At 68.5% G+C, this 24,680-nt stretch carries 20 protein-coding genes, 1 tRNA gene and 1 pseudogene; 10 read left to right on the top strand and 12 right to left on the bottom strand.

Features of this window, described 5'->3' with window-relative positions; genetic code table 11:
- Positions 1-43: 43 nt before the first annotated feature.
- Together RM423_RS16480 and RM423_RS16485 are read right to left on the bottom strand one after the other, a co-directional pair.
- Complete coding sequence (locus RM423_RS16480) at positions 44-2,602, bottom strand: ABC transporter permease (RefSeq protein WP_311424137.1); 2,559 nt, start codon at positions 2,600-2,602, stop codon at positions 44-46.
- A 69-nt stretch (positions 2,603-2,671) separates the two neighbouring features.
- Positions 2,672-2,803, bottom strand: a complete 132-nt coding sequence (locus RM423_RS16485; RefSeq protein ID WP_311424138.1) for a hypothetical protein — start codon at positions 2,801-2,803, stop codon at positions 2,672-2,674.
- A 419-nt stretch (positions 2,804-3,222) separates the two neighbouring features.
- Between RM423_RS16485 and RM423_RS16490 the strand changes: the two genes are divergently transcribed.
- From RM423_RS16490 to RM423_RS16505, 4 genes are all read left to right on the top strand, one after another.
- On the top strand, positions 3,223-3,756 hold the full coding sequence (locus tag RM423_RS16490; protein WP_311424139.1) for a MauE/DoxX family redox-associated membrane protein: 534 nt from the start codon (positions 3,223-3,225) through the stop codon (positions 3,754-3,756).
- Positions 3,757-3,846: 90 nt separating this feature from the next.
- The gene (locus RM423_RS16495; RefSeq protein WP_311424140.1) at positions 3,847-4,386 is read left to right on the top strand and encodes a hypothetical protein; all 540 of its coding nucleotides are present in this window, start codon (positions 3,847-3,849) and stop codon (positions 4,384-4,386) included.
- A complete protein-coding gene (locus tag RM423_RS16500) occupies positions 4,383-6,719 on the top strand; it encodes an ATP-binding cassette domain-containing protein (protein ID WP_311424141.1) in 2,337 nt (778 codons plus the stop codon). The genes RM423_RS16495 and RM423_RS16500 overlap by 4 nt, the downstream gene beginning before the upstream one ends.
- A 311-nt stretch (positions 6,720-7,030) precedes the next feature.
- Positions 7,031-7,927: a sulfite exporter TauE/SafE family protein gene (locus RM423_RS16505; protein ID WP_311424142.1), complete on the top strand. Its 897-nt coding sequence runs from the start codon at positions 7,031-7,033 to the stop codon at positions 7,925-7,927.
- A 55-nt stretch (positions 7,928-7,982) separates the two neighbouring features.
- Here the strand turns inward: RM423_RS16505 and RM423_RS16510 are convergent, their stop codons facing one another.
- The 3 genes and pseudogenes from RM423_RS16510 to RM423_RS16515 form a co-directional block, all read right to left on the bottom strand.
- Entirely contained in the window at positions 7,983-8,195 is a 213-nt protein-coding gene (locus tag RM423_RS16510) for a hypothetical protein (RefSeq protein ID WP_311424143.1), read from the bottom strand.
- Positions 8,176-8,284 (bottom strand): annotated as a pseudogene (locus tag RM423_RS25710) (ABC transporter ATP-binding protein); the annotation flags it as partial. The gene RM423_RS16510 and the pseudogene RM423_RS25710, both read right to left, overlap by 20 nt.
- Before the next feature lie 11 nt (positions 8,285-8,295).
- On the bottom strand, positions 8,296-8,475 hold the full coding sequence (locus RM423_RS16515; RefSeq protein WP_311424144.1) for a hypothetical protein: 180 nt from the start codon (positions 8,473-8,475) through the stop codon (positions 8,296-8,298).
- Here RM423_RS16515 and RM423_RS16520 point away from each other — a divergent pair.
- From RM423_RS16520 to RM423_RS16530, 3 genes are read left to right on the top strand one after another with little or no spacing between them, the layout of a single operon-like run.
- Complete coding sequence (locus RM423_RS16520) at positions 8,464-8,694, top strand: hypothetical protein (protein WP_311424145.1); 231 nt, start codon at positions 8,464-8,466, stop codon at positions 8,692-8,694. The genes RM423_RS16515 and RM423_RS16520 overlap by 12 nt on opposite strands.
- Positions 8,695-8,699: 5 nt before the next feature.
- Positions 8,700-9,014, top strand: a complete 315-nt coding sequence (locus RM423_RS16525; protein WP_311424146.1) for a hypothetical protein — start codon at positions 8,700-8,702, stop codon at positions 9,012-9,014.
- A 46-nt stretch (positions 9,015-9,060) separates the two neighbouring features.
- Positions 9,061-9,975: a MurR/RpiR family transcriptional regulator gene (locus RM423_RS16530; protein ID WP_311424147.1), complete on the top strand. Its 915-nt coding sequence runs from the start codon at positions 9,061-9,063 to the stop codon at positions 9,973-9,975.
- Between the two features lie 4 nt (positions 9,976-9,979).
- On the opposite strand, the gene RM423_RS16535 is transcribed toward RM423_RS16530, so the two are convergent.
- The 3 genes from RM423_RS16535 to RM423_RS16545 form a co-directional block, all read right to left on the bottom strand.
- Positions 9,980-10,312, bottom strand: a complete 333-nt coding sequence (locus tag RM423_RS16535; protein WP_311424148.1) for a hypothetical protein — start codon at positions 10,310-10,312, stop codon at positions 9,980-9,982.
- Between the two features lie 9 nt (positions 10,313-10,321).
- Positions 10,322-11,746 (bottom strand): glycerophosphodiester phosphodiesterase, encoded by a 1,425-nt coding sequence (locus tag RM423_RS16540; RefSeq protein WP_311424149.1) that lies wholly within the window; start codon positions 11,744-11,746, stop codon positions 10,322-10,324.
- A 115-nt stretch (positions 11,747-11,861) separates the two neighbouring features.
- Complete coding sequence (locus RM423_RS16545) at positions 11,862-12,578, bottom strand: hypothetical protein (RefSeq protein ID WP_311424150.1); 717 nt, start codon at positions 12,576-12,578, stop codon at positions 11,862-11,864.
- Positions 12,579-12,803: 225 nt separating this feature from the next.
- Between RM423_RS16545 and aroA the strand changes: the two genes are divergently transcribed.
- Positions 12,804-14,060: a 3-phosphoshikimate 1-carboxyvinyltransferase gene (gene aroA / locus RM423_RS16550; RefSeq protein ID WP_311424151.1), complete on the top strand. Its 1,257-nt coding sequence runs from the start codon at positions 12,804-12,806 to the stop codon at positions 14,058-14,060.
- Positions 14,061-14,190: 130 nt separating this feature from the next.
- Here aroA and RM423_RS16555 read toward each other — a convergent pair whose 3' ends face one another.
- The 3 genes from RM423_RS16555 to RM423_RS16565 all read right to left on the bottom strand — a co-directional run bounded on the left by RM423_RS16555 (position 14,191) and on the right by RM423_RS16565 (position 16,057).
- Positions 14,191-15,486, bottom strand: coding sequence for a type II toxin-antitoxin system HipA family toxin (locus RM423_RS16555; RefSeq protein WP_311424152.1), 1,296 nt, complete (start codon positions 15,484-15,486; stop codon positions 14,191-14,193).
- Complete coding sequence (locus tag RM423_RS16560; protein ID WP_311424153.1) at positions 15,483-15,797, bottom strand: helix-turn-helix domain-containing protein; 315 nt, start codon at positions 15,795-15,797, stop codon at positions 15,483-15,485. Before RM423_RS16560 ends, RM423_RS16555 begins: the two co-directional genes overlap by 4 nt.
- Before the next feature lie 186 nt (positions 15,798-15,983).
- Positions 15,984-16,057: transfer RNA gene (locus RM423_RS16565), tRNA-Phe, on the bottom strand.
- Positions 16,058-16,197: 140 nt separating this feature from the next.
- Here RM423_RS16565 and RM423_RS16570 point away from each other — a divergent pair.
- Positions 16,198-17,010, top strand: a complete 813-nt coding sequence (locus tag RM423_RS16570; protein WP_311424154.1) for an Fpg/Nei family DNA glycosylase — start codon at positions 16,198-16,200, stop codon at positions 17,008-17,010.
- Positions 17,011-17,094: 84 nt separating this feature from the next.
- Here the strand turns inward: RM423_RS16570 and RM423_RS16575 are convergent, their stop codons facing one another.
- Positions 17,095-22,560 carry an ATP-binding protein gene (locus RM423_RS16575; RefSeq protein ID WP_311424155.1) on the bottom strand — a complete coding sequence of 1,822 codons (5,466 nt, stop codon included), beginning with the start codon at positions 22,558-22,560 and terminating at the stop codon, positions 17,095-17,097.
- A gap of 258 nt (positions 22,561-22,818) precedes the next feature.
- On the opposite strand from RM423_RS16575, the gene RM423_RS16580 reads away from it, so the two are divergent.
- On the top strand, positions 22,819-24,417 hold the full coding sequence (locus RM423_RS16580) for a DEAD/DEAH box helicase (RefSeq protein WP_311424156.1): 1,599 nt from the start codon (positions 22,819-22,821) through the stop codon (positions 24,415-24,417).
- Positions 24,418-24,680 lie beyond the last annotated feature (263 nt).

A 24,680-nucleotide genomic window follows, 5' to 3' on the forward strand; every position in this document is an offset into this window, starting at 1 on the left:
ACTGCCTTCGGGGTGCGGGGTATCGGTGTGTCGTCGCACGGGCTCACTCCTCAGCCAGTAGTCGGGCGGTCGGCAGCCGTAGCAGCACCCGGGCTGGTAGTTCGGCGGCGGCGGCGCTGAGCGCTGTACCGGCCAGCACCGCCACCAGTGCGTAGATCACGGTTGCCGTGGTCAGCGAGCCGGCCAGCGTGCTGGCCAGCGCCAGACCGGTACCGGCCCCGACCACCGAGCCGAGCAGACCGATGCCAGCGCCCTCGCGGCGCAGCAACCGGCTGGTGTCGCGTGGCGCCCAGCCCGAGGCCTGCAAGGTGGCGAACTCCACCGACCGCTCCCGGATGTTGAGGTAGAGCAGGTCGGCCACCGCCAGTACCGACAGCAGCATGGTCACCGCGATCGAGGCGTAGTCAACTCCCCTGGTTTGAAAGCTGATCGCGTCACCGAGCAGCGTGCCGACCAGGGTTCCCCTGAATCCGAAGGTGATCGCCAGCAGCAGGGTGAGCCCGCCGACCCCGACCGTCATCGCCGAGGCACCCAGCAACGTCCTGCCGGGCGTGCGGAAGAGGTTCACCATCGCCAGCCCACCGATCGACTTCGGGCTGCCGCCACGGCGGGATCGCAGGACCGGCGGACGGACCGCGGCCGCCGGATGAGCTCGCGACGCGCGGGTGGCCGGCGACAGCCCGGCCAGCACCGCCAGCACCACGGCGGCCGGCACCGCGAGCACCGCCCGGCTCGGCGAGGCGTGCAGCCCGAAGATCGCGCTCAACGGCAGCGCCACGGCAGAGCCGGCGGTACCGGCCAGCAGACCGATGCCGGCCTGTTCGATGATGACCGTGGCGAACAAGCGCGATGGTGGCCAGCCCAGACAGGCCAGCACGCCGAGTTCGGTGCGCCGGGCACGGATCGAGGCTGCCGAGGCGTTGGCGACGAACAGCGCGCAGACCACCAGGATCAACCCGAATAGCACGATGCTCTTGCGATCGATCGCACTCAGGATGCTGACCGCTACGCCCTTCTTCACCCAGCGTTCGGTGAGGTTCAGCGCCGGCCGGCCATGGCTGCCGGCCGGTAGCGCCACGGTGACCGCTGCTGGCGAGGATCCGGTGGTGATGTCGACGTCCAGACCGGTGTCCTGCTGGATCTGCTGGGCGACCAGCCGCACCCGTTCGCGGCTGACCGGATCGGGTCCGACGACGCCGGACACCCTTACTCTGATGGTGGAAATCAGTGCCGAGGAGCTGCCGTCGTAGAGGCTTTTGAGGTTGGCCAGGCCGGCCATCGTGGTGAGCAGCGATGGCGGTTCCTGCAGGTAGCCGGCCGGGTTGCCGTCCGGCAGCAACGCTTTGTCACCCAACGCGGCAGCGCTTTTCTTGTCCGCCCCCACTGCCGACGGCGGGTTGAACGTCTCCAGCGGTACCGAGGACAGCGCGCCGAAACCCGGCAGCTTGTTCGGGTCGAACTGACCGACCACCTGCAGCTGTGGCCGAACGATCTTGTCCAGGCTCGGGCCGTTTCCACCGTCCCCACCAGCCTGATGCTCCACCAGCTGGCGGAATCCCTGACCCTGCACCGTGCTAGACACGTTCTGGTAGCCACCGATCCCGTAGACCGAAGTCCAGGTCGAGTCCGGGGTCTCCGTCGGCTCGGCGGCAAGCACACCGTGCTGCTGCTGGACGTAGTTCGTCGGACCCGGCGTCCAGTAGGCGTCCATCTGCGTAATGAGAGCTGAGGACTGCAGATGGTGCAGCAGCACGTCGCGCAACTCGCTGTACGCGGTCTGAGCGGTCACGGTAAACGACGTCGCCTTGGTACCGGTCACGCCGGCAAGGCGCTGATCCAGGTTCAATGCGCTGAGCGGGTGCCCCGGCACGGCGTCGGCCACTGTCGACGGCAGTTGCTCGACATCAAGCTGCAGCTGCTGATCGGAGGCGATGGCGTCGGGAATCAGCACCGGGACCCGCATGTCCTTGGTGTAGGGGTTGTTGACGATCCCGCCCCGGTCGCTGCCCTGGAGGTACCGGCCGCTGATCACCGACTGGTCGACATGGTCGAGCTTGGCTTCCTGTGCCGGGTCGATCGCGGCAAGCAGCATCGGAAACGCCCAGTACATGAAGTAGCCCGCACCGCCTGGCCGGACACCCGGTATTGGTCCGCCGCCTTCGGAGCCGTTGACCCGCGACCAGCACAATTCCCTGCCGCGCAATGCGGGATCGAAGGGTCCGCTGCCCGACGCCAGTCCGAAATCGTTCAGGCAAACCTGTTTCGAGAACCCGCTGGCCTGCTCGGCCACCGCCGGAACAGTAGTGCCGGACGAGTCCGCGTTGCCGGAGCTCTCAGGAAAGCTGGTGACATACACGTAGCCGGGCGCATCCTGGGCGCGCGACAGTCCTCGGTCGGTGACCCAGGTCCGATTGATTCGAAGTAGCTGCCGGGAGCGCGCGGACAGTGCAGCCGAGACATCGATCAGCACCTCGACCTTGGGCAGCAGGTAGCCTCCCATCGCGATCGGGGCCGCCACGTCGACCCCGGAGAGCTTCTCGATGTGCTGCCACTGCGCCGTGGTGATGCCACCGTAGATGCCGGACAGGTAGTTCGCGCGCACCAGTCCCTGGCCGGATTCCAGCGGGGTGGTGCTGCCCTTCGGGCGGACCAGGATGTCATAGGCCGCGCGTTAGTTCGCCTGCACGGTCCCGGTGACCTGCAACCGCGCGGTCTGGGCGGAGCCGCTGAGCACCGTAAAGCTGGTGGCGGCAACGAAGATGCCCAGCATCAGTGCCGCGGTGCGGCCGAAGCGGTATCGCATCTGACCCGCTATCAGCCGCCACACGTCAAGGCACTCCTTGCTCTCGCTACGGCGCTGCTGCGCACTGCCTCAAGCCTGCGACTGACGATTCTCACTCGATGTCATCGGTGTTACCGAAGATCCTGGCCCAGGACACCTAGTTTCTCGGGTATGTCCAAATACTCTTGACATAATTGATATCTTTGCGAGTGTCCACCCACACTTCTCATACCGTTTAAACAAGGAGTAAACCTCATAACCCAGCTTCTTCGTACGATGGGCGATCGCCTGCTCCAGGTAGTGCTGCACCAGGCTGATGCGGGAGCATGCGTGCCCGAACACGGTCAGCAGTGCGGCTGCTTCAATCACGTCGTGTATCGCTACGACTGCCTCGCCAACTGCACCGTCCAGACCACCACTCCCTGCTGAACCTGACGAGGATGCCGGAGTTCGTCCTGGCCTTGAGGATCCTTCTCATCGGCGTGTTGGTCGTGGCCGGTGTCGGCAAGGTACGCAGCTCCGCCGCGTTCCAGGCGGCCGCCGACTCGTTACCGGCGGCCGCCTTGTCGCTGCCCGGCTGGCTGGGGCCTAGGGTGCTGGCCACGCTCCTGGTCGCGGCGGAACTGATCACCGCCGGAGCGCTCGCGCTCTGGACCAGCGCAATCGGCTTCGTCCTCAGCACGGCGCTGTTCCTAGTGATGACGTCGTCGCTGGCGAAACTCGTGCACGATGGTGCCGATGCGCGCTGCCGATGCTTCGGCACCGACTCCGGCGTCCTATCCGGCAGGCACGTCGTCCGGGCCGCAGCCCTCATGGTGGTCGGCGCGCTCGGCTGGATACTGCAGACCGTGGCGCACCCAGGGCTACCAGTCACCATGACCGGCGCCGGGGCGGCGGTCGGTGGCGTGATGGCCGCCACCGTGATCATCAACTGGGACCTGCTGGTCTACCTGAGGACACCGGCGGCGAGCTAGCACTGCGCACCACGACGCACGCGGGCATCCACCATGCGCAAGTGCCCGTATGCGATCCCACACGACCCGACACCCACAGGGGAATTCCCGATGACCGCCGCCTTGTCGATCTGGGTCCTGCTCTTGACGGTTGCCACCGCCGGGAACCTGCTACTGACCCTAGCCGCGATCCGGCGGATCAAGGCGTCCCCGCACGATCACTCCGAGGACAAGCCGGTGCTCCCCGTGGTCGGCAACAGCATCGGCGAATTCGAGACACCCGCGGGCGCTGGCGCACCTCTGACTGGCACCCAGCTGCGGCAGGGCAACCGACGAGCGCTCTTCGTCACCGCGCACTGCCCGGCCTGCCGGCGTGTCATCAGCGCGATGCGGGCAGCCAAATCCGCCGATCGGCTACCACCGGAACTCGTGAGCTTCTTCCTGGTAGGTGACGACGCCGAAACGCAAACCTCGGAATTTGCCACGGAGTTGCGTCACCTCGGCGGCGTCTCGGTGGTGCCACTGGAACACCCGGCGCTGGCGGCGTTCGGGGGCGTGGAGGTGTTTCCCACCGTGGTCGACCTGCGCGACGGTGAGATCGTCCGGGTAGGGCACCGGCTGCCCGAGGGCGCCCGCACGGATGGCCGATGACCCAAGCGGTCGCCAGCACCTGGCGAACCAGGCTCGGTGACAACCTCAGCGTGCTGTGCCGGGCCGCGGCGCTGCCCTGGCAGGCTTCCCCGGGAGCGTCGATCAGCGCCTTCGGGATCAGCGCGCTCACCGGCGCCGTGCCCGCGCTCACGACCTACGTACTCAAGCTACTGATCGATACCCTGACGGCCGGCCGAGCCGCCGACCACACTCGCGCGCTCACGCTGGCGCTGATCGGGGCCGCCCTCGGCGGGGTATTGCTGATCAGCGGCTACTGCACCGGCTACCTGTCCGGTCTCATCCAGACCAAGGTGATCGGGCTTGCGCAGCGCCGGCTCTTCCAGCGGATCGCGAGCTTTCAGGGACTGGCACAGTTCGAGAATCCCGAATTCTTCGACCGCCTGCAGCTGGCCGAGCGAAGCGTGCAGAGCAGCCCCTCCGGAGTCACCGCATTCCTGGTCTCGACCGTGCGCCAGGCAACCGGCTCGATCACCTACATCCTGATCCTGCTGGCTATCTGGCCGCCGATCGCGCTGCTGCTGCTGGCAGTCGCCGTGCCCGCCGCGATCGCTCAACACCGGCTGGCCAAGCGCGCCACCGGCGACTACCGGGCCGCCGCGGAGAAATACCGGCGCCGCGACTACTTCCACTCGCTTGCCGTCGATCCGATGTTCGCCAAGGAGGCTCGGGTCTTCGGGATGACCTCGTTGTTCCGAAACAAGATGGACAACGCCTACGAAGGCCTCAGTTCGATCGAACTGAGCCAGCAGCGCCGGCTCACCGTGACCGAGTGCTGGTTCGCACTCGGTGGCGTGGCGGTCTCGATGGTGGCCGCCTACATCGCCATCCGGGGCGCGCTGTCCGGGCGGCTGTCGGTAGGTGATTTCACCCTGTTCATCGCCGGGGTGGCGGCAGTCCAGTCCGCGGCCAGCTCGATCACCGCACAGTACGGCTACGCCAGCATGTTCGTCCGGATGTTTCGCAACTACTTCGACATCATCGACGCTCCGACCGACCTCATCGACGGCGGCGCGACACCCGGACCGTTGCGGTCGGGCATCGAGTTCCGCGACGTGGGCTTTCGCTATGACTCGGACGGCCCGTGGGTATTGCGCGGTCTGAACCTCACGATTCCGGCTGGCAGCAGTACCGCGATCGTCGGCAGCAACGGCGCCGGAAAGTCCACCATCGTCAAGCTCCTGCTGCGCTTCTACGACCCGGTGGAGGGCGCCATCCTCTGGGACGGCATCGACATCCGGGAGTTCGGGATCAACGACTTCCGCCGCCGGATCAGCGCGACGTTCCAGGATTTCGCACGCTATGAACTGACCGCCGAGCAGAACATCGGCATCGGCAACCTCGGTGCCGACGACCGGCTCGACACGCTGCCCCGAATCCGCGCCGCAGCCCGGCTCGCCGGTGCGGACCAGTTCATCCAAGCGCTCGGGTCCGGCTACCACACCACGTTGAGCAAACGATTCATCGACGACGGCGAGAGCGGGACGACCTTGTCCGGCGGCCAGTGGCAGCGCATCGCGATCGCACGCAGCCTGCTGCGCGATGATGCCGACCTGCTCGTTCTGGACGAGCCCAGCTCCGGCCTGGACGCGGCCAGCGAACACGAGATACAACAGGCCATCTCCCGGGCACGGCGCCGGCACCCAGCTACTGATCTCCCACCGGCTCAGCACCTTGCGCGACGCCCAGCAGATCCTGGTGCTCAGCGAGGGCGCGGTCATCGAGCGCGGCGTTCATCACAGCCTGATGGCGACAGAGGGCGGCCGATACGCCGAGCTGTTCACCAAGCAGGCTGCCGGCTATCAGCTCGACAGCGGGCCGTCGCTGGGCGCCGGCGGATGACTGACCGGGAGCCGACGGGGTCCGCACGGCGCGTCTCGGCCGCGACGGCGATCGCCCTGCTCGCGACCGCCGGGGCTTTCGCGGGGCTACGCCGCATGCTATGCGTGGCCACCGTCCGCGGCTCGAGCATGTCACCGACGCTCGGAGACGGCGACCGGGTTCTGGTCCGTCGGGGCGGCACACTGAAAGTCGGCTCCCTGGTGCTATTCACCGCCCGCCAGGCGCCGGACCTCGTCAGCGCATCCCAGGACGTGCCCACCATGATCAAGCGGATCGCCGCACTCCCCGGCGACCCGGTGCCAGCTACCTTCCAGCTACCAGCCGGCCCGATCGGTGACACCCGAGTGCCGCCCGGCGCACTCCTGGTCAGCGGCGACAACCCGCGCAGCGAGGACTCACGCACGTACGGGTACCTGTATCGCCACGAGGTAATCGGAATCGGCTTACGTCGACTAGGTGTGAAGTCCACCTGACCCCCGCCGTAAGGATCGCCATGCGAGTCGCCCACCAGCCGCCAACTAGCTCCGCCAAAATTCGCGCCATTTATCGCGACAGCCACAGCTCGCTGTGTTGAGCTGGGAGTTGTATCTCTACAGGGTTTGTTGACAATCCTCGCCGCGGGCTGCACTCTGGCAAGGTGGCTTCGTCGTGCTTCCCCGGACAACCGTTGAGTTTGGTGCGCCGGTTGCACGTCGATTTGATGCGGTTGTGCACATCGGGCTGTCGGGCAGCGTTCTGACCTGCCCTGACCCCGCTGAGCCGTTGCCGAAAGTAGAGCCATCCCATGCACATCGATCTGACCCTGGCCGTCGCCGGAGCCCTGGTAGGGCTGCTCGTCGGCCTGACCGGCATGGGCGGCGGCGCGCTGCTGACCCCCTTGCTGGTGCTGTTCTTCCACGTCGCCCCGCTCGCCGCCATCTCCAGTGACCTGGTGACCAGCCTGGTAATGAAGCCGGTGGGCGCCGCCGTCCACCTGCGGCGGCGCACGGTCCAGACGGGCCTGCTGCGCTGGCTGGCGCTCGGCTCGGTGCCGGCCGCGTTCGCCGGTGCGTGGGTGATCGGCAGGGTCGGCCACTCGGCCCACGTCCAGTCCACGCTGAAGATCGTCATCGGTATCGCACTGCTGGGCTCACTGTCCTGCACGGTGCTGCGCGCGGTGATCGACCGCCGTGGAGCGTCCGGCCGGACGGACGGTCCGCTGGTGGTACGGCCCGGACGGACCATCGCGATCGGCGTTCTCGGCGGCTTCGCGGTCGGCATGACCTCGGTGGGCGCCGGTTCGCTGATCATCGCCCTGCTGCTGCTGGCCTATCCGCGGCTGTCGCCGAAGCAACTGGTCGGCACCGACATCGTGCAGGCGATACCACTGGTCGCCTCGGCGGCCCTGGGCCACCTGCTGTTCGGCGAGGTGCGACTCTCGATCACCGCGTCCCTGCTGGTCGGCGCGCTGCCGGCGGTGTACCTGGGCGCACGGCTGTCGGCACAGGCCCCGGCGGCGCTCACCCGGCCGGTCATCGCGGCGGTGCTGCTGGCCTCCGCGCTGGCTCTGTTGCGGGTCCCCACGCCGATCCTGGTGGTGGCTGTGGTGGCCACCGGACTCGGCATCTGGCAGCTCGGGCGGGGTATCAGCGCGACGAAGGAGCCGGCCGCGCTCGAACTGCCGGTGCTCACCCGGGGCTGAGCGTGCTCCGAGCCGCGTGGCGTTTTCTGTAGCGCCACGGACAGAAGCCGGAAAGCTAGCCGTAGCTCTTTTCCAGACTGCCGTCGGCAAGCGCCGTTACTGCCCGGAAACAGTGAATGGACAGCTTCATGCTGGACAACTCGAACGCCACCCGGCGCAGACCCACCTGCTCGACGTCCGGAATCGCGGTCGTCATGGCGACCGGGTGGGTGGCGTCGAACTCGATCTCGAAGCGGTACGGCCCGTCCAGCGGCGTGAATCTGGTCACCGATCGTCTGCACCGGATTCAGCGCGCTCATCGCGCCCTGAAAGACGATCGACGCACCGGCCCACCCGCACCGCACGGAGCTTTCCCCAGCTTGCACCGGTCAATTCCTCACCGCACCCTGGCCGAAGCCCTGGTTGAGCATTCCGCCCCAGGACACCTCGGTGGCGTCACCCAGCCCCAGAAAGGTCAAAGTGGCTTCGGAGAGGATGGCGCCGGCCACCGTCAGGGTGGCGGACAGCAGGATCAGCGGCGCGACGTTCGGCAGCACATGCCGGACCATGATCTGCACATTGCCGGCGCCGAGCACCCGGCCCGCTCCACGAACGACCGCGCCTCGACGGCAAGGGTCTGGGCGCGGACCAGCCGGGCGGTCGCCGTCCATGACGTGACGGCGATCGCGATGGTGATCGAGGTGTCGCCCTGCCCGATCACGGCGGACAGTGAGATGGCCGGCGGCAGGCTCGGCAGCGCGATGAACCCGAAGAGCCGCACAAGATAGACCGAATGCTTACCCAGCTACTGCGGTCCGGTTACCTAGACGGCATAAGGGCAATCGTTACCGGTACCTTCTCCGGTTGCGGCCCGGTGGACGAGGTCCACCCCATCCTCACCGAGCGGTTGGCCGACCTCGGGATGCCGACGATCAGCTGGGCGAACATCGGCCACGGCGGCCGGTCGCAGAGCTTTCCGATCGGCGTGGCCGCCGAACTCGACGCCGACGCCGGACCTTGCGGTTACTCGATCCCCCGCTGGTGCCGATCGGCAGCTGAGCGGGAACCCTTCGATCGAGCCGATCGCCGTTACCCTCGTGTAGCGTGACGGCACCGATCAGACGCCAGCGCTGGCCCGACGACGAGGACGAACCGTGGGAAGCAACGCCGGAGGTGCTGACCGATCGTCAGACAACCGGTCCGATGTCCTCATCCGGATCCGCGCGATCGTTCCGGAGCTCACACCGTCCGAGCACCGCGTCGCGCAATTGGCCCTGGACGAGCCCACCGAAAGCGCGGCCCGCACCGTGACCGAGCTCGCCCAGGCCGCTGACACGTCCCAGGCGACCGTGGTGCGGTTCGCGCAACGCCTTGGTTTCGGGGGCTATCCGGCCCTGCGGCTGGCGCTGGCGGCGGCCGGGGCTGCCGAGCATGCAAGCTCCGTGGACACCGTCCCGGGCACCGATATCTCTGCCCACGACGACCTTGCCACCGTCGTCGCCAAGGTCGCGAACCTGGACACCAGCGCGGTACGTGACACCGTCTCGCAGCTCGACCTGTCAGCACTGGCAGCAGTGGTCGATGCGGTGGTGACCGCTCCCCGGCTGGATGTCTACGGCGTGGGAGCAAGCACCATCGTCGGCATGGACCTGCAGATGAAGCTGCAGCGGATCGGCCGGTTCACGCAGATGTGGTCGGATCAGCATCTGGCCCTGGCCTCGGCCGCGCTGCTCACGCGCGGTGATGTGGCCATCGGCATCTCGCACAGTGGTACCACCGCTGAAACAGTAAACGCCCTGCAGGAGGCGCGGTCCCAGCACGCGACCACCGTGGCCGTGACGAACTTCCCCAATTCCGAACTGGCCCAGGTCGCCGACCTGACGCTGACGACCGCCGTTCGAGAAACCACCATGCGGTCCGGGGCAATCGGCAGCCGGATAGCGGCGCTGACCGTGGTGGACTGCCTGTTCGAAGCGGTGGCCCAGCGTGATGTGCCAGCCACCCGCCGGGCGCTGCAACGCACCCGTGACGCCGTTGCCCTGCGGGCGCACCGGTTACCGGGCCGCTGACCAGCTAGCCGCGAGCCTCGTCGATGCGGGCGATGACGTGGCGCAGCCGGTGTTGCAGTCGGTCGATCTCTGCCTGGTAGAGGGCACCGGCCCGGACGAGCGCGGCGATGTCGTTCGGTTGTGGTTGCCACGTCACGCCCCCGGGCCAGTCGGCCGGCGGCTGCCGCTCCGTGCCGTGTTCCTCATAGCCGGCCGCCAGTTGTGCGAGCGTGCCGGCCCGGTGGGTGTCGTCGTCGCGCTGCACCGGAATGGCCCGCAACTGGCGGGCACGCTCGATGGAGATGAGCTCCTGGCCGGTGCTGGCGGCGTGCGGACCGGTGCCGTCAGGTGTGGGCATGACGTCCTCTCACGGGGTAGGGCTTTCTGGGTGCGCTGTGCCAGTGATCACCGGCTGCGAAACAGAGACATCGGAGAAGTGGACGGCCGCGGCCCGGCGGCCGAGATGGAAGTAGCCGCCGCGGTAACGGGAATCGTCAATGGTCACGGAATCGGAATCGGCGGGGGCTCGGTCGGTTCTGGTGACCGCGAGCCGCGCCGGTGTGACGTCGATGCCGAGCCTGACGGTACCGCCCGGCTCGACCAGCGCTGTCTGCGCTGATGCCACGGGCGTCGCGATGCCCTGGTCGACGCGGTGGATTTCCAGCACCCCCGATCGGCGCAGCAGAACGTGGTAGCCGTTGAGGCCGGGGTGGTAACGGCCTGCGTCATCGAACGATCGGTCGTCGGCGGCGCCGAGGAACACGCTGCCGTACCCGTCCGGCGTCGCCGTATCGTCGATGCGCAGTGAGAGCGTGAGGCTGTACCGGTCGGCACTGTCGATGGGGCAGCCCCAGCCTTGCAGGGCGCCGCGGTAGTCATCCGCAATGGTCGAATAGCCCCAGTCACCAGGGGCACCGAAGATGCCGCGGTCACCGGCGATCGAGCTGGCCAGGTGGCCGTAGTAATAGGTGCGTTGCGCGAACGGATCCGAGCGCAGGACGGGCGAGCGTCCGGAGACATACAGCGGATCGTTGGAGAACAGACCGGCCACACCCGCCGCCAGCCACGGCGCCGCATCCACCCGGCGGTCGACCACCCACACCACCACGTTCAGACCGGCGGCGACGCCCGGTGCGACGAGGCTTGGCGGCAGCGCCGCGGACAGCGCGAGGTAGCGGATGCCGGACTTCCGCAGGCTGTCCGGGTCATAGTGCTCGGTGGCGGTCAGCATCATCGCGTCGGTGCCGGCGGCAATCACCGGGTCCAGTTCGGCACGCATGAACGACTGGACGATCACCGTATCGAGTACGCCATAGCGGGTCAGGTGCTCGATGATCGCCGAACCACCGCCGGTGTTCTTGGCCTCCGGGCACAGCACTGCCCGCACCCCGAGTTCCTCCAGTACCTCGGGAAACGTCGGCACCCTCAGGGTGTTGGGCCATGCCTCGGCGAACCACTCCCCGGCGTCGACGCGCAACACGCCGGCACCGGCCAAGGTGAGGTCGTGGGTGCGGCCCGAACCGTCCGTGGTGCGGTCGACGGTGTCGTCGTGCATGCACACCAGCCCGCCGTCCCGGGTCAGCCAGCAGTCCGGTTCGACGACATCCACACCGACGGCGACCGTGGCCCGGTAGGCCTCCAGGGTGTTCTCGGGGCAGACGCTGGCCATGCCGCGGTGAGCAATCCAGAAAGGGTGCGGCAGCGTGCTCGCGCTGACCGGTGCGGCGCCGGCCCGAGAGCCAGCCGCTGCCAGGAGGCGGAAGGGGATGCTGATGTCCTCGCTGTCCGACACGCAGTCAGCATGGCACGCCGAGCGCGCACGTGGGGTTCACCGGTACCGGCTGAGCGTTGTGGCCACGCCGCAAATGCTATGGCTACATATGGGATCCGTCAGCGGCTGTCGGCCGTTACTGGCAGCCGACGCCGTTTCCATCGCGGTCCAGGTCATAGATGTCGGGCCCGGTAACGGTGACCGGTCCCTCGACGTAGCGCGGGCCGTTGCCGGATCCACCCGCACAGTCGACGTCTGGTCCGGGCGCGATGCAGGGGCTGTAGCCGGGAGTGCAGTCCGACGCGGCGGCCGGGGTTGGTGTCGGGGTCGGACTGGCGGCCGCCCGTGAGGCCTCGGTTGATCGCTGAGCCGCTGCTGCTCGGTCGGCAGCGGCTTGGGCGGCTGCCTGATCGGCGGCAGCTTTCTGGGCCGCTACCAGGGACGCCGCGGCAGCTGCCTGTCGTACGGCCGCCGCCTTCGCCGCCGCAGCTGCCTTTCGTACGGCCGCCGCCTTTCGCGCCGCAGCTGCCTTTCGTACGGCCGCCGCCTTTCGCGCCGCTGCCTGGGACACTGCCGCCTGCACCTTCGACGCCGACGCTTGCGCCGCCTTGGCCGCGGACGCGCTGGATTCCGCCGCTGCCGCGGACGCGCTGGACTCCGCTGCCGCGGACGTGCTGGCCGACGCAAGACTGACAGCCGGCACCGGCGCCATCGCGGCGGCGTGGGAGGCTTTCGACGGGCTGGAAGTTCCGCAGCCGGTCACCGATGCGCCCACGGCGAGCACCAGGGCCCCGACCGACACCAGTCGGCGTAGCCGAATGGGGAAGTTGCCAGCGATACCCGAGCGGTCCATGTCCCAAGCCCTTCGGTAGCTTGAGTGCAAATTAACACCATTGAGGCCATCGCGCAGCGAATCTCCTGAATCGCAATGCACCGTACACACGCAGCGTGGCACCGGACCAGGCGACGTTGTAGGTGGCGGCTGCCGGCGCCGGCGTGATCGCCGGCCCGCTAACCTTCATGCTCGACGGGTACCGACGGAGGGGAGCTGACCACACCATGGTCCAGGCGCGCACGGGTGACCAGCATCGTGGTTGAGGTCCGAATTCCTGGCTCCAAATCCGTCACCGCTCGCGCGCTGTTCCTCAGCGCAACCGCCGCAGGCACTTCGGAGCTGCTGCATCCGCTGCGATCCGATGACACCGAGGCGTTCGCGGCCGGACTGACGTCTCTCGGTTATCCGGTGCAGCTGTCGGAATCGTCGTGGACGGTGACCGGGTCCGCAGCGGGTCCGTCCGGACAGGCGTCGGTGTACTGCCGAGATGCCGGCACCGCAGCCAGGTTCCTGCCCACGCTGGCCGGGTGCGGGTCCGGCCGGTTCCGGTTCGACGCATCCGAGCAGTTGCGGCGGCGGCCGATCCAACCGGTCACGGACGCGCTGCGCAAGCTGGGAGCCAAGGTCAGCTTCGAGGGCGCCGAGGACCACCTGCCGTTTACCATCGACACCAGTGGCCTGACGGGCGGCAGCATCGAGGTGGACGCCGAGGTCTCGTCCCAATTCCTGACCGGCCTGCTGATGTCCGCGCCGCTGATGCGCGACGGCCTCACCATCCACGTGCCCCGGCTCGTGTCGGCTCCCTACATCGAGATGACCGTACGGATGATGGCGAGCTTCGGAGTGCGGGTCGAAACCGACGGCACCACGTTTGCCGTGCCGGCCCAGCCGTACTCCGCACAGCGGTACGAGGTCGAGCCGGATGCCTCGACCAGTAGCTACTTCTTCGCCGCGGCGGCCCTGACCGGCAACTCGATCACCGTGTCCGGACTGGGCTCGGGGTCCCTGCAGGGTGACGTCGAGTTTGCCCGCATTCTGCAGCAGATGGGCGCCGAGGTCGACTTCGGCGAACGGCACATCACCGTGACCGGAACGGGACAACTGCACGGCATCGACGTCAACATGCGGGATGTCTCGGACACCATGCCCACCCTGGCCGCGATCGCACCGTTCGCCGACGGGCCGGTGCGGATCAGCGACGTGGCCAACACCAGGGTCAAGGAATGCGATCGGCTGGAGGCCTGCGCGGTCAACCTGCGCCGGTTGGGCATCCAGGTGAGCACCGGCCCGGATTGGATCGAGGTGCAGCCCGGTACGCCCGAGCCTGCGCTGATGGAGTGCTTCCACGACCACCGGATAGCCATGAGTTTCAGCATCACCGGGCTGCGAACGCCCGGCATCACGCTTGATGATCCGGATTGCGTGCGAAAAACCTTTCCCGAGTTCCACGAGGTGCTGGCCGGGGTACGCCAGGCGTGGGGTTCATCGAACGGCGCCTGAGGCGGCCGCGCGCTCACCCGACTGGCCGGACCCCATATGCGGCGGCGAAATCGGCCGGTGTGTTTTCTGGTTTCCCGAAATCACCTGCCGCACTCTTCAGCGCGGCTGATGCTCATGACGATGGCTGTGGTCATCTTCGGAACCATTTCAGCAGTGCTTGAGAACTCTGCCCAACTCCGGCGACGAGGTCTCTGGCGACAGGCACGCCGGCCAGCCACTCCCCTTCCTCACGGACCGCATCAGCCAACGCATCGGGGGCGTTGGCGACGATGTCGTACACCCACGTGAGCAGGTCATCGGGCGCGACGCCGAACTTGACGGCCATCCCGCGCCAGTCGTCGCTGGTCACGAGTGCGTTCTCATACTTGCCACCGATGCCCATCGCCATGGCCATGTGCCGCGGATCGAACCGGTCAGGGTAGGGAGCGGTCGAGGAGATGTCGTACAGGGGCGCCAACGCGACCTGCGGTCCGGACAGCAGAAGGGCGTAGTTCTTCGCGTGTGCGTCGGGGCCGTAGATGACCCAGTTGTATGCGAGCGCCTTGCTGAACGTTTCGATCGACGCTGCCGCAACCGATGGTGGCTGCACCCGGCGCAGCAGGTCCACGATGGCCACCGCGCCCGGACCGCCGTCCTGACGTTCGTACTTGCGGTCGGGATGGACTGCCAGAGCCTGGCAGAAATCTTCCTGGTGGACGCGGGTCACCGACCCGTCCGGCCGGATGACCCGGTCGTAGCGGGTCAGCACGATGGCCGGCTCGCCGTCGAAAGTCATCACCTGCGAGAGTGCCGACCGCAGCCCCAGTTTCGACGCCGCCCGAAGACACAGGTGCTCGTTGATCTCCTGGTCGGCCAGATGTTCCAGCGGCGGCTTGAGGATGTGCGTTGTTGCCGTCCGCCCGGTCGGCAAACCCCACTGACCGTCAGAGGAGCGGTAGAGCGCGAATTTCGCTTGCGCGCCCGCGAGGCTGAACTGTCCTGGTGCGGCGAAGTCATCCCATGCCGATCGGTCCGAACCCAGCGCCCGTAGCCGTCGGGCGATGTAGGCGTCGTCGACCGGCTCGATGCCACCGTCGGCGTCTGCCTGTTCGACGCGGTCGGGGCGGATGAACTGCGCGGCGCCGGCAACGTCCTCACCGACATGCGTCAGCAACGCGAACGGGCTGTTCGGCGATACCCCGAATTGCCGCCCCCACCGTTGCAAGACACGGTCGCTGTCGGGTAGCAAGCCACGGACGAACGGGTCGACCACGGCGTGCGGGTGCTCAACGCGGGTCAGCGGCATCGACAGTGACAGCGGCGTCGCACTGCGGGCTACCCGCCACTGCTGGTCGTAGCTGAACGACAGCCGCCCATGCGGGTCCTGGCGCAGCTTTCCCATCAGCCGGCCGCCCATGTGGATCAGGAGCTGCTTCGGTCCCGTCACGACTCAGGCCGCCCCTTGGCGATATTGCGGTTGGCAGCGTCGTGACGGTCAAGGAGCTTCTCTAGATCCAGCGTCGGGTCGACCGATTCACCGTCCTCGGCCGATGGCGCGGACAGCTCGAGATCCAAGCCGAGCTCGGCGAACAGCGCCAGGAGCTTGCCGAGTTCGGCGCGCAGATGACCACCTTCGACCGTGACCAGCCACGGCCGGCTGACGCGGGCACGGTCGGCCAGTTGCTGCTGGGTGAGTCCCAGCGCCATTCGCCGTTCCCGGACCAGATTGCCCACGTCCTCCGCAGTTCGCGCTCGCACAGCACGTAGCTCCCGCCCTGAATGACAACGTACGGCTACTTTACCGACGGTGTCATCATACGGCTACAGTACGCAGATGTCGTCGAACCTTGACATTCTCAGGAAGTTGAAGGAGGCTCTTCCGTCCGTCCGATCACCTGCGGGGACCAAAGGCTGAAACCCCAGACACCCTGGGAAGAAACTGGGTGGCCAGGGGCAGGATCGAACTGCCGACCTACCGCTTTTCAGGCGGTCGCTCGTACCAACTGAGCTACCTGGCCGTCCACCTTCGCGCACGTGCCGCGCAGGCGTAGCGAGCTTACCCGATGCGCCACGGCGCTGAGCCAGGCAGCTACCCTCACCCGCACGCACCCCCGTCGGCCCCCCACTACATTCCAAGACATGACACGAACGAGCCCCCGTGCCTGAGGGCCATACGCTGCACCGACTCGCCCGCGAGCAGCAGAAGCTCTTCGGCCGGCAGGTCGTCCGAGCCAGCAGCCCGCAGGGACGCTTCGCCGAGGGCGCCGCTCTGATCGACGGCCGCGTCCTGCAGCGCACCGAGGCCAACGGCAAGCACCTGCTGCACTACTACGAGGGCTCCGTCGCCCTGCACATCCACCTCGGCCTGTACGGCAAGTTCACCACCGGCACCGGCGAGCCGCCACCGCCCATCGGTGCCCTCCGGCTCCGGCTGCGGGCCGACAGCCACTGGGCGGACCTGCGCGGCGCCACCGCCTGCGAGCTGATCGAACCGGCTGAGATCGCGACCCTGTTCGGCCGCCTCGGACCTGACCCGCTGCGCCGGGACGCCGACCCGACCCGGGCCTACCAACGGATCAGCCGGAGCCGCACCAGCGTCGCCGCGCTGCTCATGGACCAGCAGGTCATCGCTGGCATCGGCAACGTCTACCGTGCCGAGCTGCTCTACCGGCACCGGCTGGACCCGTTCCTGCCCGGCAACGAGCTCGGCCTGGACACCTGGCTGGAGATGTGGCTGGACCTGGTCGACCTCATGCGCGCCGGCGTCCGGGTGGGCCGGATCGAGACGCTGCGACCGGAGGACCGCCCACGCAAGCGGGGGGCGCTGAGCCGGGACGAGGCGGGCTACGTCTACCGCCGCGCCGGTCTGCCCTGCCGGGTGTGCGGCACCGAGATCCGGACCCAGCTGCTCGTGGGACGCAACCTGTTCTGGTGCCCGTACTGCCAGGCATCCGGGGCACACCACGCCTGAGGGCGGCAGCAGGCGCGAACTGGAAGCAAGCCGCACCGGCGAGACCATCGCGGTGCCGGTCAGCTCAGGGCTAGAGCGCCTGGGTCAGTTCCTGTCGAGTGCCTCGATCAGCCGGGGCCTCAGTTCGTGCGCTCCGATCACGGCATCGACCGAACCGACCTCGACGGCGCGCTGGATGCTGTGCACGGCATCGAACTCCGCCGCGACCTCAGCCAGCTTCTCGACCCGCACCGTGGTGCGGACCTCGGCCAGTTCGGTCGCCAGGCTCGCGCGCTCGCCCGTGGTCGCGTCGGCCATCCGCTCCTGCAACGCGCGCAGCCGCGGGTCGCGGTTCGTCCGTGCCTCGACGTCACCGGTGAACACCACGGCGGCTGCCGGAGCACCACCGATCACCGACGCGTACGAACCCTCGACGGCCAGCACCGTCATGGAGCTGTTCAGCGCCTTGGAGAACACCACGAACGCGCCACCGTGATAGCGCGACACCACACAGAACACGATCGGGCCGTCGAAGTTGACGATCGCCCGGCCGATCTCCGCGCCGTACTCGAGCTGCAGGTTGCGCATCGAGTCCGGTGAGCCGTCGAAGCCGGACAGGTTCGCCAGCACCACCACCGGCCGGTTCCCGCTGGCGGAATTGATGGCCCGCGCCGTCTTCTTCGACGAGCGCGGGAACAGCGTCCCTGCCGTCCAGATGTCGGGGCCATCGCTCGGCGGGAACCCTCGCCGCGGAATGGAGCGCGACTCTATGCCGATCAGGCACACCGGACGGCCCCCGAGGTGGACGTCGAACACGACCGAGGTGTCGGCGTCGGCCATCCCCGCCCACCGCTCGAGCACGCCGAGGTCCTGGTCGGCGACCGCCCGCATCAGCGTCCGGATGTCGAAGGGCTTCTTGCGGTCCGGGTTGGCCACCGACGAGAAGATGTCACCGACGGTGTGGAAGTCGCTGTCGGCGAGTTCGTGCGGGTACCCGCTCACATCGCGGTCCACCGGGTCGGTGCTCTTACCCTTGCGCGGCACCATTTCACCCGGTGCAATATAGGTATTCGTGTAATGCGAGATCAGCAGATCGCACGCGGCGGACAGGTTCGGCACCCAGTACTGCGCCTGCCCGTTCGGGCCCATCACGCGGTCGTAACCGCCGATGCCGAAGTTGTCCTCCGCCGACACGCCGCCGGAGAAGTCCAGGGACTGCTTGCCGGTGAGCACCATAGCGCTGTCCGGCGTCATCACGAGAATGCCCTTGGTGTGCATGAGCATGGTGGCTTCGGCGTTCCAGTACGGCTGCGCGCCGACGTTGATGCCGGCCACCACGACGTTGATCTCGCCACCGGCCTGGGTGAACGTGACGATGCGGCGCAACGCCCGCGCCACCCAGTCCATGTTCTCGGTTCCGGAATCCATCGAGATCCGGGCACCGGCGGACAGCGCGAACCACTCGACCGGTACGGACAGTCGCTCCGCCAGATCGATCGCCGCGACGATGCGCGAGCACTCCGGCTCGGACACCGCTCCCAGCGCCCGGGTCGGGTCGCCGAGCAGCACCACCCGGGTGATGCCCTCGGGATGCCGATCGGTCGGGGTGCTGGCGACACCGACCACGATGCCTGCCCGGTTGCCGCCCGGCGCGCGGTCCACCTGCACCAGCGCACCATCGGCGTCGAAGTCGTACTCGGTGAAGCTGCCGCGGCTTCCGGACAGCATTCCCACGAGTTCATAGGGGTAGACGGTCCCGCGACGGCGTGCCCGCAGCACCTTCTGGGCGTAGTCGTCCAGCGGTTGCAGGCGCTCGGTCAAGGCGCCGCTGATGGACGACACGACACCCGACCCGGGGCTGTAGAAGAACTTCGCGGCGACGCTGCGCACCTTTCCGTCCGACGTGGCGATCCGTCCCTCCGCCACCACCTCTTCGATGCCGGCGCCGACGGTCAGGGGCGCGACCCCCGATTGCAGCGCGGTGAGCTGATCCAGCGGAGCGTCGATCACGGGCCAGATGTGCAGCAGCACGTAATTCATGTCGAGCCGGGCGCCGCCCAGCGTGGCCCGGGCACGGCGGATCGCCTCGCCACAGGCCGCGACCGCGCGCTCGGCATGCGGCAGCGACGTGGGCTGCCCGGCCGCGTCCCGGATGACCGCGAACTCGCGCACCTGGGCGAGGGCGACCAGCCGCCGGTCGGCCTCGTTGTGCGGCGCCACGCACAGGTACAGCAGCACGTCCTCGGGCGCGTCCAACCGGGTGATCGTGAAGTCGCGCAGCCGCCACAGGTTCAACCGGCGGCCGACCATCGGGTGCACGCCGCGGACCAGGTCGTCCTCGACGAGGCTCTCGGGGCTCGGCCGGAACGTGAAGTACGAGACCGGACGGCCACCGCCCGGGTACACCGCCAGCGCCACCCGGCGTGCTCGGCGCGCGAAACCGACGTCGATGAGGCGCTGGCGCAGCTGCTCCGAGGCTTCGGCCGGGGAGTCCGGCAGCTCCGGCCACAGTAGGTAGAGGTCGATGACGCACTCGTGCCCGGTCGGCGCGGCGTCCAGTTGTGCCTCGATCGCGGCGACCAGCCGGGAGTTCACCGACAGCTCCGAGAGCTGACCCACGGTGGTCACCAGGTGGCTGGGCCGGAAGTCCAAGGTGTAGTCACACACCACGAACGGCCGCTCGGCCGCCGTGAGCCGCCGCAGATCGTGCAGTTCGTACTCGCGGTAGTGCCGCTTGGCGAGCACCTCGAGCATCGGCTCGTGCTCGCCGATGCCGGCTTCCAGCCGCTCGGCGAGGAACCGGACGATCCGCTCCGGAATCGCGGCGAGCGCGTCCAGCCGGACGGTGTAGTCCGCGGCGTCCGGATTGGCCGCCAGGTAGCTGACCTCGTCCCGGACGCCCGCCAGGACGGTGGCGCGCGCGGCATCCACCAGGGGCTTGTCGAACCAGCGGAACCGCACGCTGCGGGCCAGCTCGCCGACCACCGGATAGCGGAGCTGGGTGGCGGCCACCAGCCGTTCGAGGACATCGCGGACCTCGTCGGCGATCGCCTGCGGCGCGGCCTCATCGGACAGCCACCGCTGCAGCAGTGAGGTGACCAGGTGCAGGTGGCTCTGCACGCCGGCCTGTGCCAGGAAGATCCGGTACACGGCATCTTCCAGGGCCGGCGTGCGGTCCAGCTCGGGAACGCCGTAGTGCGCCAGCGCCCGTGACAGCCGCTCCCGGAACGCCTGGGGCAGCTGCTCGCGTTCGAGATCGAGGCTGTGCAGGTAGGCGTGGAACAACTCGCGCGGGCTGTGCACCCGCTCGTCACCGAGATCGCCGCGGCCGGGGCGGTTACGGCCGAGCTCGCACAGGTCGGCGAACGCCCCGAACAGTGCCATCTCTGCCTCGATCGGCGCGTGTCCCTCGGATTCCGCGGCCGTCCGCAGTCGCTGGTACTGCGCCAGGGTGCTCTGAGCGTCCTCGTCGCTCAGGTCGAAACCGAGCAGCAGGCCGCGTAGGTCCCGCAGGCAGGCGGCGGCCTGGACGGCCACGGATTCGGTGCGCCGCTCAGGCAGTTCCAGGTCGGTGGCCGGTCCGGCGGCGGCGGTCTGCTCGACATCGCCCAGCGGCTCCAGCCGGACCAGCGGCATCCCCGACTCGACCTGGGTTCCGGAGGACACCAGTAGCTCGCGTACCCGCGCCGGGAACGGCGCGGCGATGATCGTCTCCATCTTCATGCTCTCGAGCACCAGCACGGGGGCGCCCGCGGCCACCTCGCTCCCGACGGCGACCGGCACCGCGACGACCAGCGCGGGTGCCGGTGAGCGGAGCACGCCGCCCTCGTCGCGGGTGACCCGGTGGGTGGTGGCATCGACCTCGATCAAGTTCACGGCGCCGTGGGTGGCGCTGACGATCCGGAACCGCTGGTCGCCGATCTCGAGCCGGCCGGAGTAGCTGTCCAGCCGATCCAGCCGGGCATCGACCGGCGGTGCGTCGTCGATGCCGACCCGGAACCGGTCCGGTCCCAGCTGGTGCACGGCCACCCGGTGGGAGTTGCCGCGCAGCTTGAGGTCGATCGCCCGCTCGGTCTGGTGCCGAGCCTGTGGCCGGCCGCCGTGAGCGGTCGCGAAGAAGTTCAGCCGCTCGCCCTGCTCCTGCACCTGGTACGCCTCGATGGCGGCGACCACCAGGGCGATGCCGGCGTGCAGCGAGGACACCAGCCGCCCCTCACCCCGCACCCGGTCGATCCAGCCGGTGTCGGCGCTGCCGTCGATGACCTCGGGCTGGTCCAGCAGGTCGAGCAGGAAGCTCTTGTTGGTGGCGCCGCCCTCGATGATGACGGTCGTCTCCGCGAGCGCTCTGCGCAGCCGGGCCAGTGCCTCGTCCCGGGTGGGGCCGAAGGCGATGATCTTGGCGATCATGGAGTCGAAGTCGGCCGGAATCAGGTCGCCGCTGGCGAAACCGGTGTCCACCCGGACCCCGGGACCGGCAGGCAGGTCGAGCAGCGCGATCCGGCCCGGCGACGGCGCGAAGTCCCGGTCGGGATCCTCGGCGTTGAGCCGGGCCTCGACCGCGTGGCCGACCTCGACGGGCCGGTCACCGTCGAGGGAGCCGCCGGCCGCCACCCGCAGCTGGGCCTTCACCAGATCGGTGGCGGTGGTCAGCTCGGTGATCGGGTGCTCCACCTGCAACCGGGTATTGACCTCGAGGAAGGCGAAGATCTTGTCGACCGGCTGGTACAGGAACTCCACCGTGCCTGCGCCGCGGTAGCCGACCGCCAGCGCCAGCCGCTCCGCCGCCGTCTTGACCTCGGCCTCCTGCTCGGGTGCCAGCACGACCGAGGACGACTCCTCGATCACCTTCTGGTTGCGGCGCTGGACGGAGCAGTCACGTACGCCGATGGCCCACGCGGTCCCCTGCCCGTCGGCGATCACCTGAACCTCGACGTGCCGGGCACCGGTGACCAGGGACTCCAGGAACATCACGCCGCTGCCGAAGGCACGCGCGGCCTCGTCGCTCGTCTGGTCGAAGACCGCGGTCAGGTCCTCGTCCGAGCGGACGATCCGGATGCCCCGGCCACCACCGCCGGCGGTCGCCTTCAGCATCAGCGGGTACCCCAGCTTGGCGGCATGGGACAGCGCGGCCGGCAGGTCCTCGACTGGGCCACCGCTCCACGGCGCCACCGGAACGCCGACCTGCTCGGCCAGCAGCTTGGAACCGATCTTGTCGCCCAGCGAGCGCATCGCGGCGGGAGAGGGCCCGATGAAGGTGACACCGATCCGCTCGCACAGCTCGGCGAAGGCAGGGTCCTCGGCGACGAAGCCCCAGCCGACCCATACCGCGTCGGACCCGGTCTCGCGGATGGCACGTTCGAGGACCTTGTGATCGAGGTACGGCCGCTCGGCCGCCGGCCCCAGCGGGTACGCCAGGTCGGCCTCGCGGACGAATTTCGCCGCACTCTCGGCCTCGGTGTACAGCGCGACGGTCTCGATCCGGGGCTGCCCGGCCGCGTTGAGCTCACGTACGGCGTGGATCAGCCGCATGGCGGCTTCTCCCCGGTTGACAACCGCGATGCGTCTGAACACCTACCTGCCCCCTCGTTGCTGTAGTCGGCGTCTCACCCTAACGGCTGGTTTAGGCCTATCGGAACAAACACAGCCCGTTCAGCGCTGTCCGGAGTGGCCAGCCAGGTAAGGTGGCCTCTGCGACCGGCTCTCGTTCTGCCACCGGTTGCAACTGGCCGATTGGGCTGATCCAGCTGATCGGACCAGCGTCGACTATCACGCGCCGCGACCGCTGGTCTGCGCCGGGCAGGACGACCTTCTAGCTATGGAGTTACTTGTATGGCGGCTGACCGCCCCCAGTCCATCAATCCCAGCTCAACCCAGGCAACGCCCGACCAGCGCAGTTTCACTGACCTCGGCGTTCCCGCGAGCCTGACCACGGCGCTTGCCGAGAACGGCATCACCGCTCCCTTTCCGATCCAGACCGCGACCCTGCCGGATTCCCTGGCCGGCCGCGACGTACTGGGACGGGGCCGCACCGGCTCCGGCAAGACCTACGCGTTCGTGCTCCCGGTGCTCGCCCGGCTTGCCGCCAGCGCCTCACCTCGTCGGCCCAAGAGCCCGCGTGCACTGATCCTCGCTCCCACCCGCGAGCTGGCCAGCCAGATCGAGGCCTCCATCGCCCCGCTGGCCAGGGGCCTGTCGCTGCGCACCCTCACCGTCTTCGGCGGCGTCGGGGCGAACCCGCAGATCACCGGGCTAAAAGCCGGTGTCGATGTCCTCGTCGCCTGTCCCGGCCGGCTCGAGGACCTGCTCTCCAGCGGCCACGCCGACCTGAGCCAGGTCGAGATCACCGTGCTGGACGAGGCGGATCACATGGCTGACCTCGGTTTCCTGCCTGCGGTACGCCGACTGCTGGACCGCACGCCGGCCAACGGGCAGCGGATGCTGTTCTCGGCCACCCTGGACGCCGGCGTGGACGTCCTGGTCAAGCGCTACCTGACCAACCCGATCACCCACAGCGTCGATTCGGCGCAGTCGCCGGTGGCGAAGATGGCGCACCACGTGCTGCAGGTCGCCGCTGACGACCGGCTGCCCATCCTGGTCGAGCTCACGTCGGCTCCGGGGCGGACGTTGGTGTTCACCCGTACCAAGCACGGCGCCAAGAAGCTCACCAAGCAGCTGATCGCCTCGGGCGTTCCGGCGGTGGAACTACACGGCAACCTCAGCCAGAATGCCCGTACGCGCAACCTCGAGTCGTTCTCCGACGGCAGCACCCGCACGCTGGTCGCGACCGACATCGCCGCCCGCGGCATTCACGTCGACGACGTCAACCTCGTCGTGCACGCCGATCCGCCGGTAGAGCACAAGGCGTACCTGCACCGCTCCGGCCGGACGGCCCGGGCCGGTGCCGGCGGCACCGTGATCACCCTGATGACCGCCGACCAGGTTGCCGATGTCCGCGACCTGACCCGCAAGGCCGCCATCAAGCCGACCACCACCAAGCTCGGTCCTGGGCATCCGCTGCTCGCCGAGCTGGCACCGGGCGAGCGCTCCTTCGTGGCCCCGCCGCCACGGGCGGCCGAGCAGGCCCCGAGCGGGGGTCGCGGTCGCGGTGGCCGTTCCGATGGCGGCTCCAACGGCTCGCGCTCCGCTGGTGGCAGATCCGGCGCGGGACGCTCGGCGGATAACGCACCGGCGAGCCGCGGCGCTGCCGGTGGTGGCAATCGCTCACGCGGCGCGGGTGCCGGAGCGCCCGGCAAGGGCCGGGGCGGCGCGGGAGCAGGCAAGCGCACACCGACCACGTACTCGACCAGCAGCCCGGGCTTCGGCTCCGGCGAGGGCTCCTCGTCAGCCGCTCCGGCCGCCTCCCGGGTCTCCGGCGCGGCGGCGTTCTCCGCGGGTGCGCGGCCACGGGGACGGGCCGGCAGCCGCTGACGCGCTGGGTCGGTCGGATAGCCGGCCCATTATCGAGCGGTATACGTCCGCGTCGTGTATAGTCTGTGTCAGCAGTCCGCCTAGAGGCTGTCAGGCAGCGAAACGAGCGCCTGGTCTGTAAGGCTAAAACCCAAGCAGGTATGAGAACCGGTTCGGTTCTGCCGTACGGCGAGTGTGCCGTAGGACAAGACGCCGAACCGATGGTGGAAGGAACGCGTCATGGACAAAGACATTGACGATTACGGTCCCTGGGACGACTAGGG

This window comes from Jatrophihabitans lederbergiae, assembly GCF_031845305.1.
GTDB lineage: Bacteria > Actinomycetota > Actinomycetes > Mycobacteriales > Jatrophihabitantaceae > Jatrophihabitans_A > Jatrophihabitans_A lederbergiae.

What these genes read in the sequence shown, in the direction of transcription:
- RM423_RS16500 (WP_311424141.1), top strand. Translation starts at nt 4,383, where the DNA reads ATGACCCAAGCGGTCGCCAGCACCTGGCGAACCAGGCTCGGTGACAAC.
- RM423_RS16580 (WP_311424156.1), top strand. Translation starts at nt 22,819, where the DNA reads ATGGCGGCTGACCGCCCCCAGTCCATCAATCCCAGCTCAACCCAGGCA.
- RM423_RS16485 (WP_311424138.1), bottom strand. Translation starts at nt 2,803, where the DNA reads ATGCGATACCGCTTCGGCCGCACCGCGGCACTGATGCTGGGCATCTTC.
- RM423_RS16545 (WP_311424150.1), bottom strand. Translation starts at nt 12,578, where the DNA reads ATGGACCGCTCGGGTATCGCTGGCAACTTCCCCATTCGGCTACGCCGA.
- RM423_RS16490 (WP_311424139.1), top strand. Translation starts at nt 3,223, where the DNA reads ATGCCGGAGTTCGTCCTGGCCTTGAGGATCCTTCTCATCGGCGTGTTG.
- RM423_RS16505 (WP_311424142.1), top strand. Translation starts at nt 7,031, where the DNA reads ATGCACATCGATCTGACCCTGGCCGTCGCCGGAGCCCTGGTAGGGCTG.
- RM423_RS16515 (WP_311424144.1), bottom strand. Translation starts at nt 8,475, where the DNA reads ATGGTCCGGCATGTGCTGCCGAACGTCGCGCCGCTGATCCTGCTGTCC.
- RM423_RS16525 (WP_311424146.1), top strand. Translation starts at nt 8,700, where the DNA reads ATGCTTACCCAGCTACTGCGGTCCGGTTACCTAGACGGCATAAGGGCA.
- RM423_RS16535 (WP_311424148.1), bottom strand. Translation starts at nt 10,312, where the DNA reads ATGCCCACACCTGACGGCACCGGTCCGCACGCCGCCAGCACCGGCCAG.
- RM423_RS16520 (WP_311424145.1), top strand. Translation starts at nt 8,464, where the DNA reads ATGCCGGACCATGATCTGCACATTGCCGGCGCCGAGCACCCGGCCCGC.
- RM423_RS16495 (WP_311424140.1), top strand. Translation starts at nt 3,847, where the DNA reads ATGACCGCCGCCTTGTCGATCTGGGTCCTGCTCTTGACGGTTGCCACC.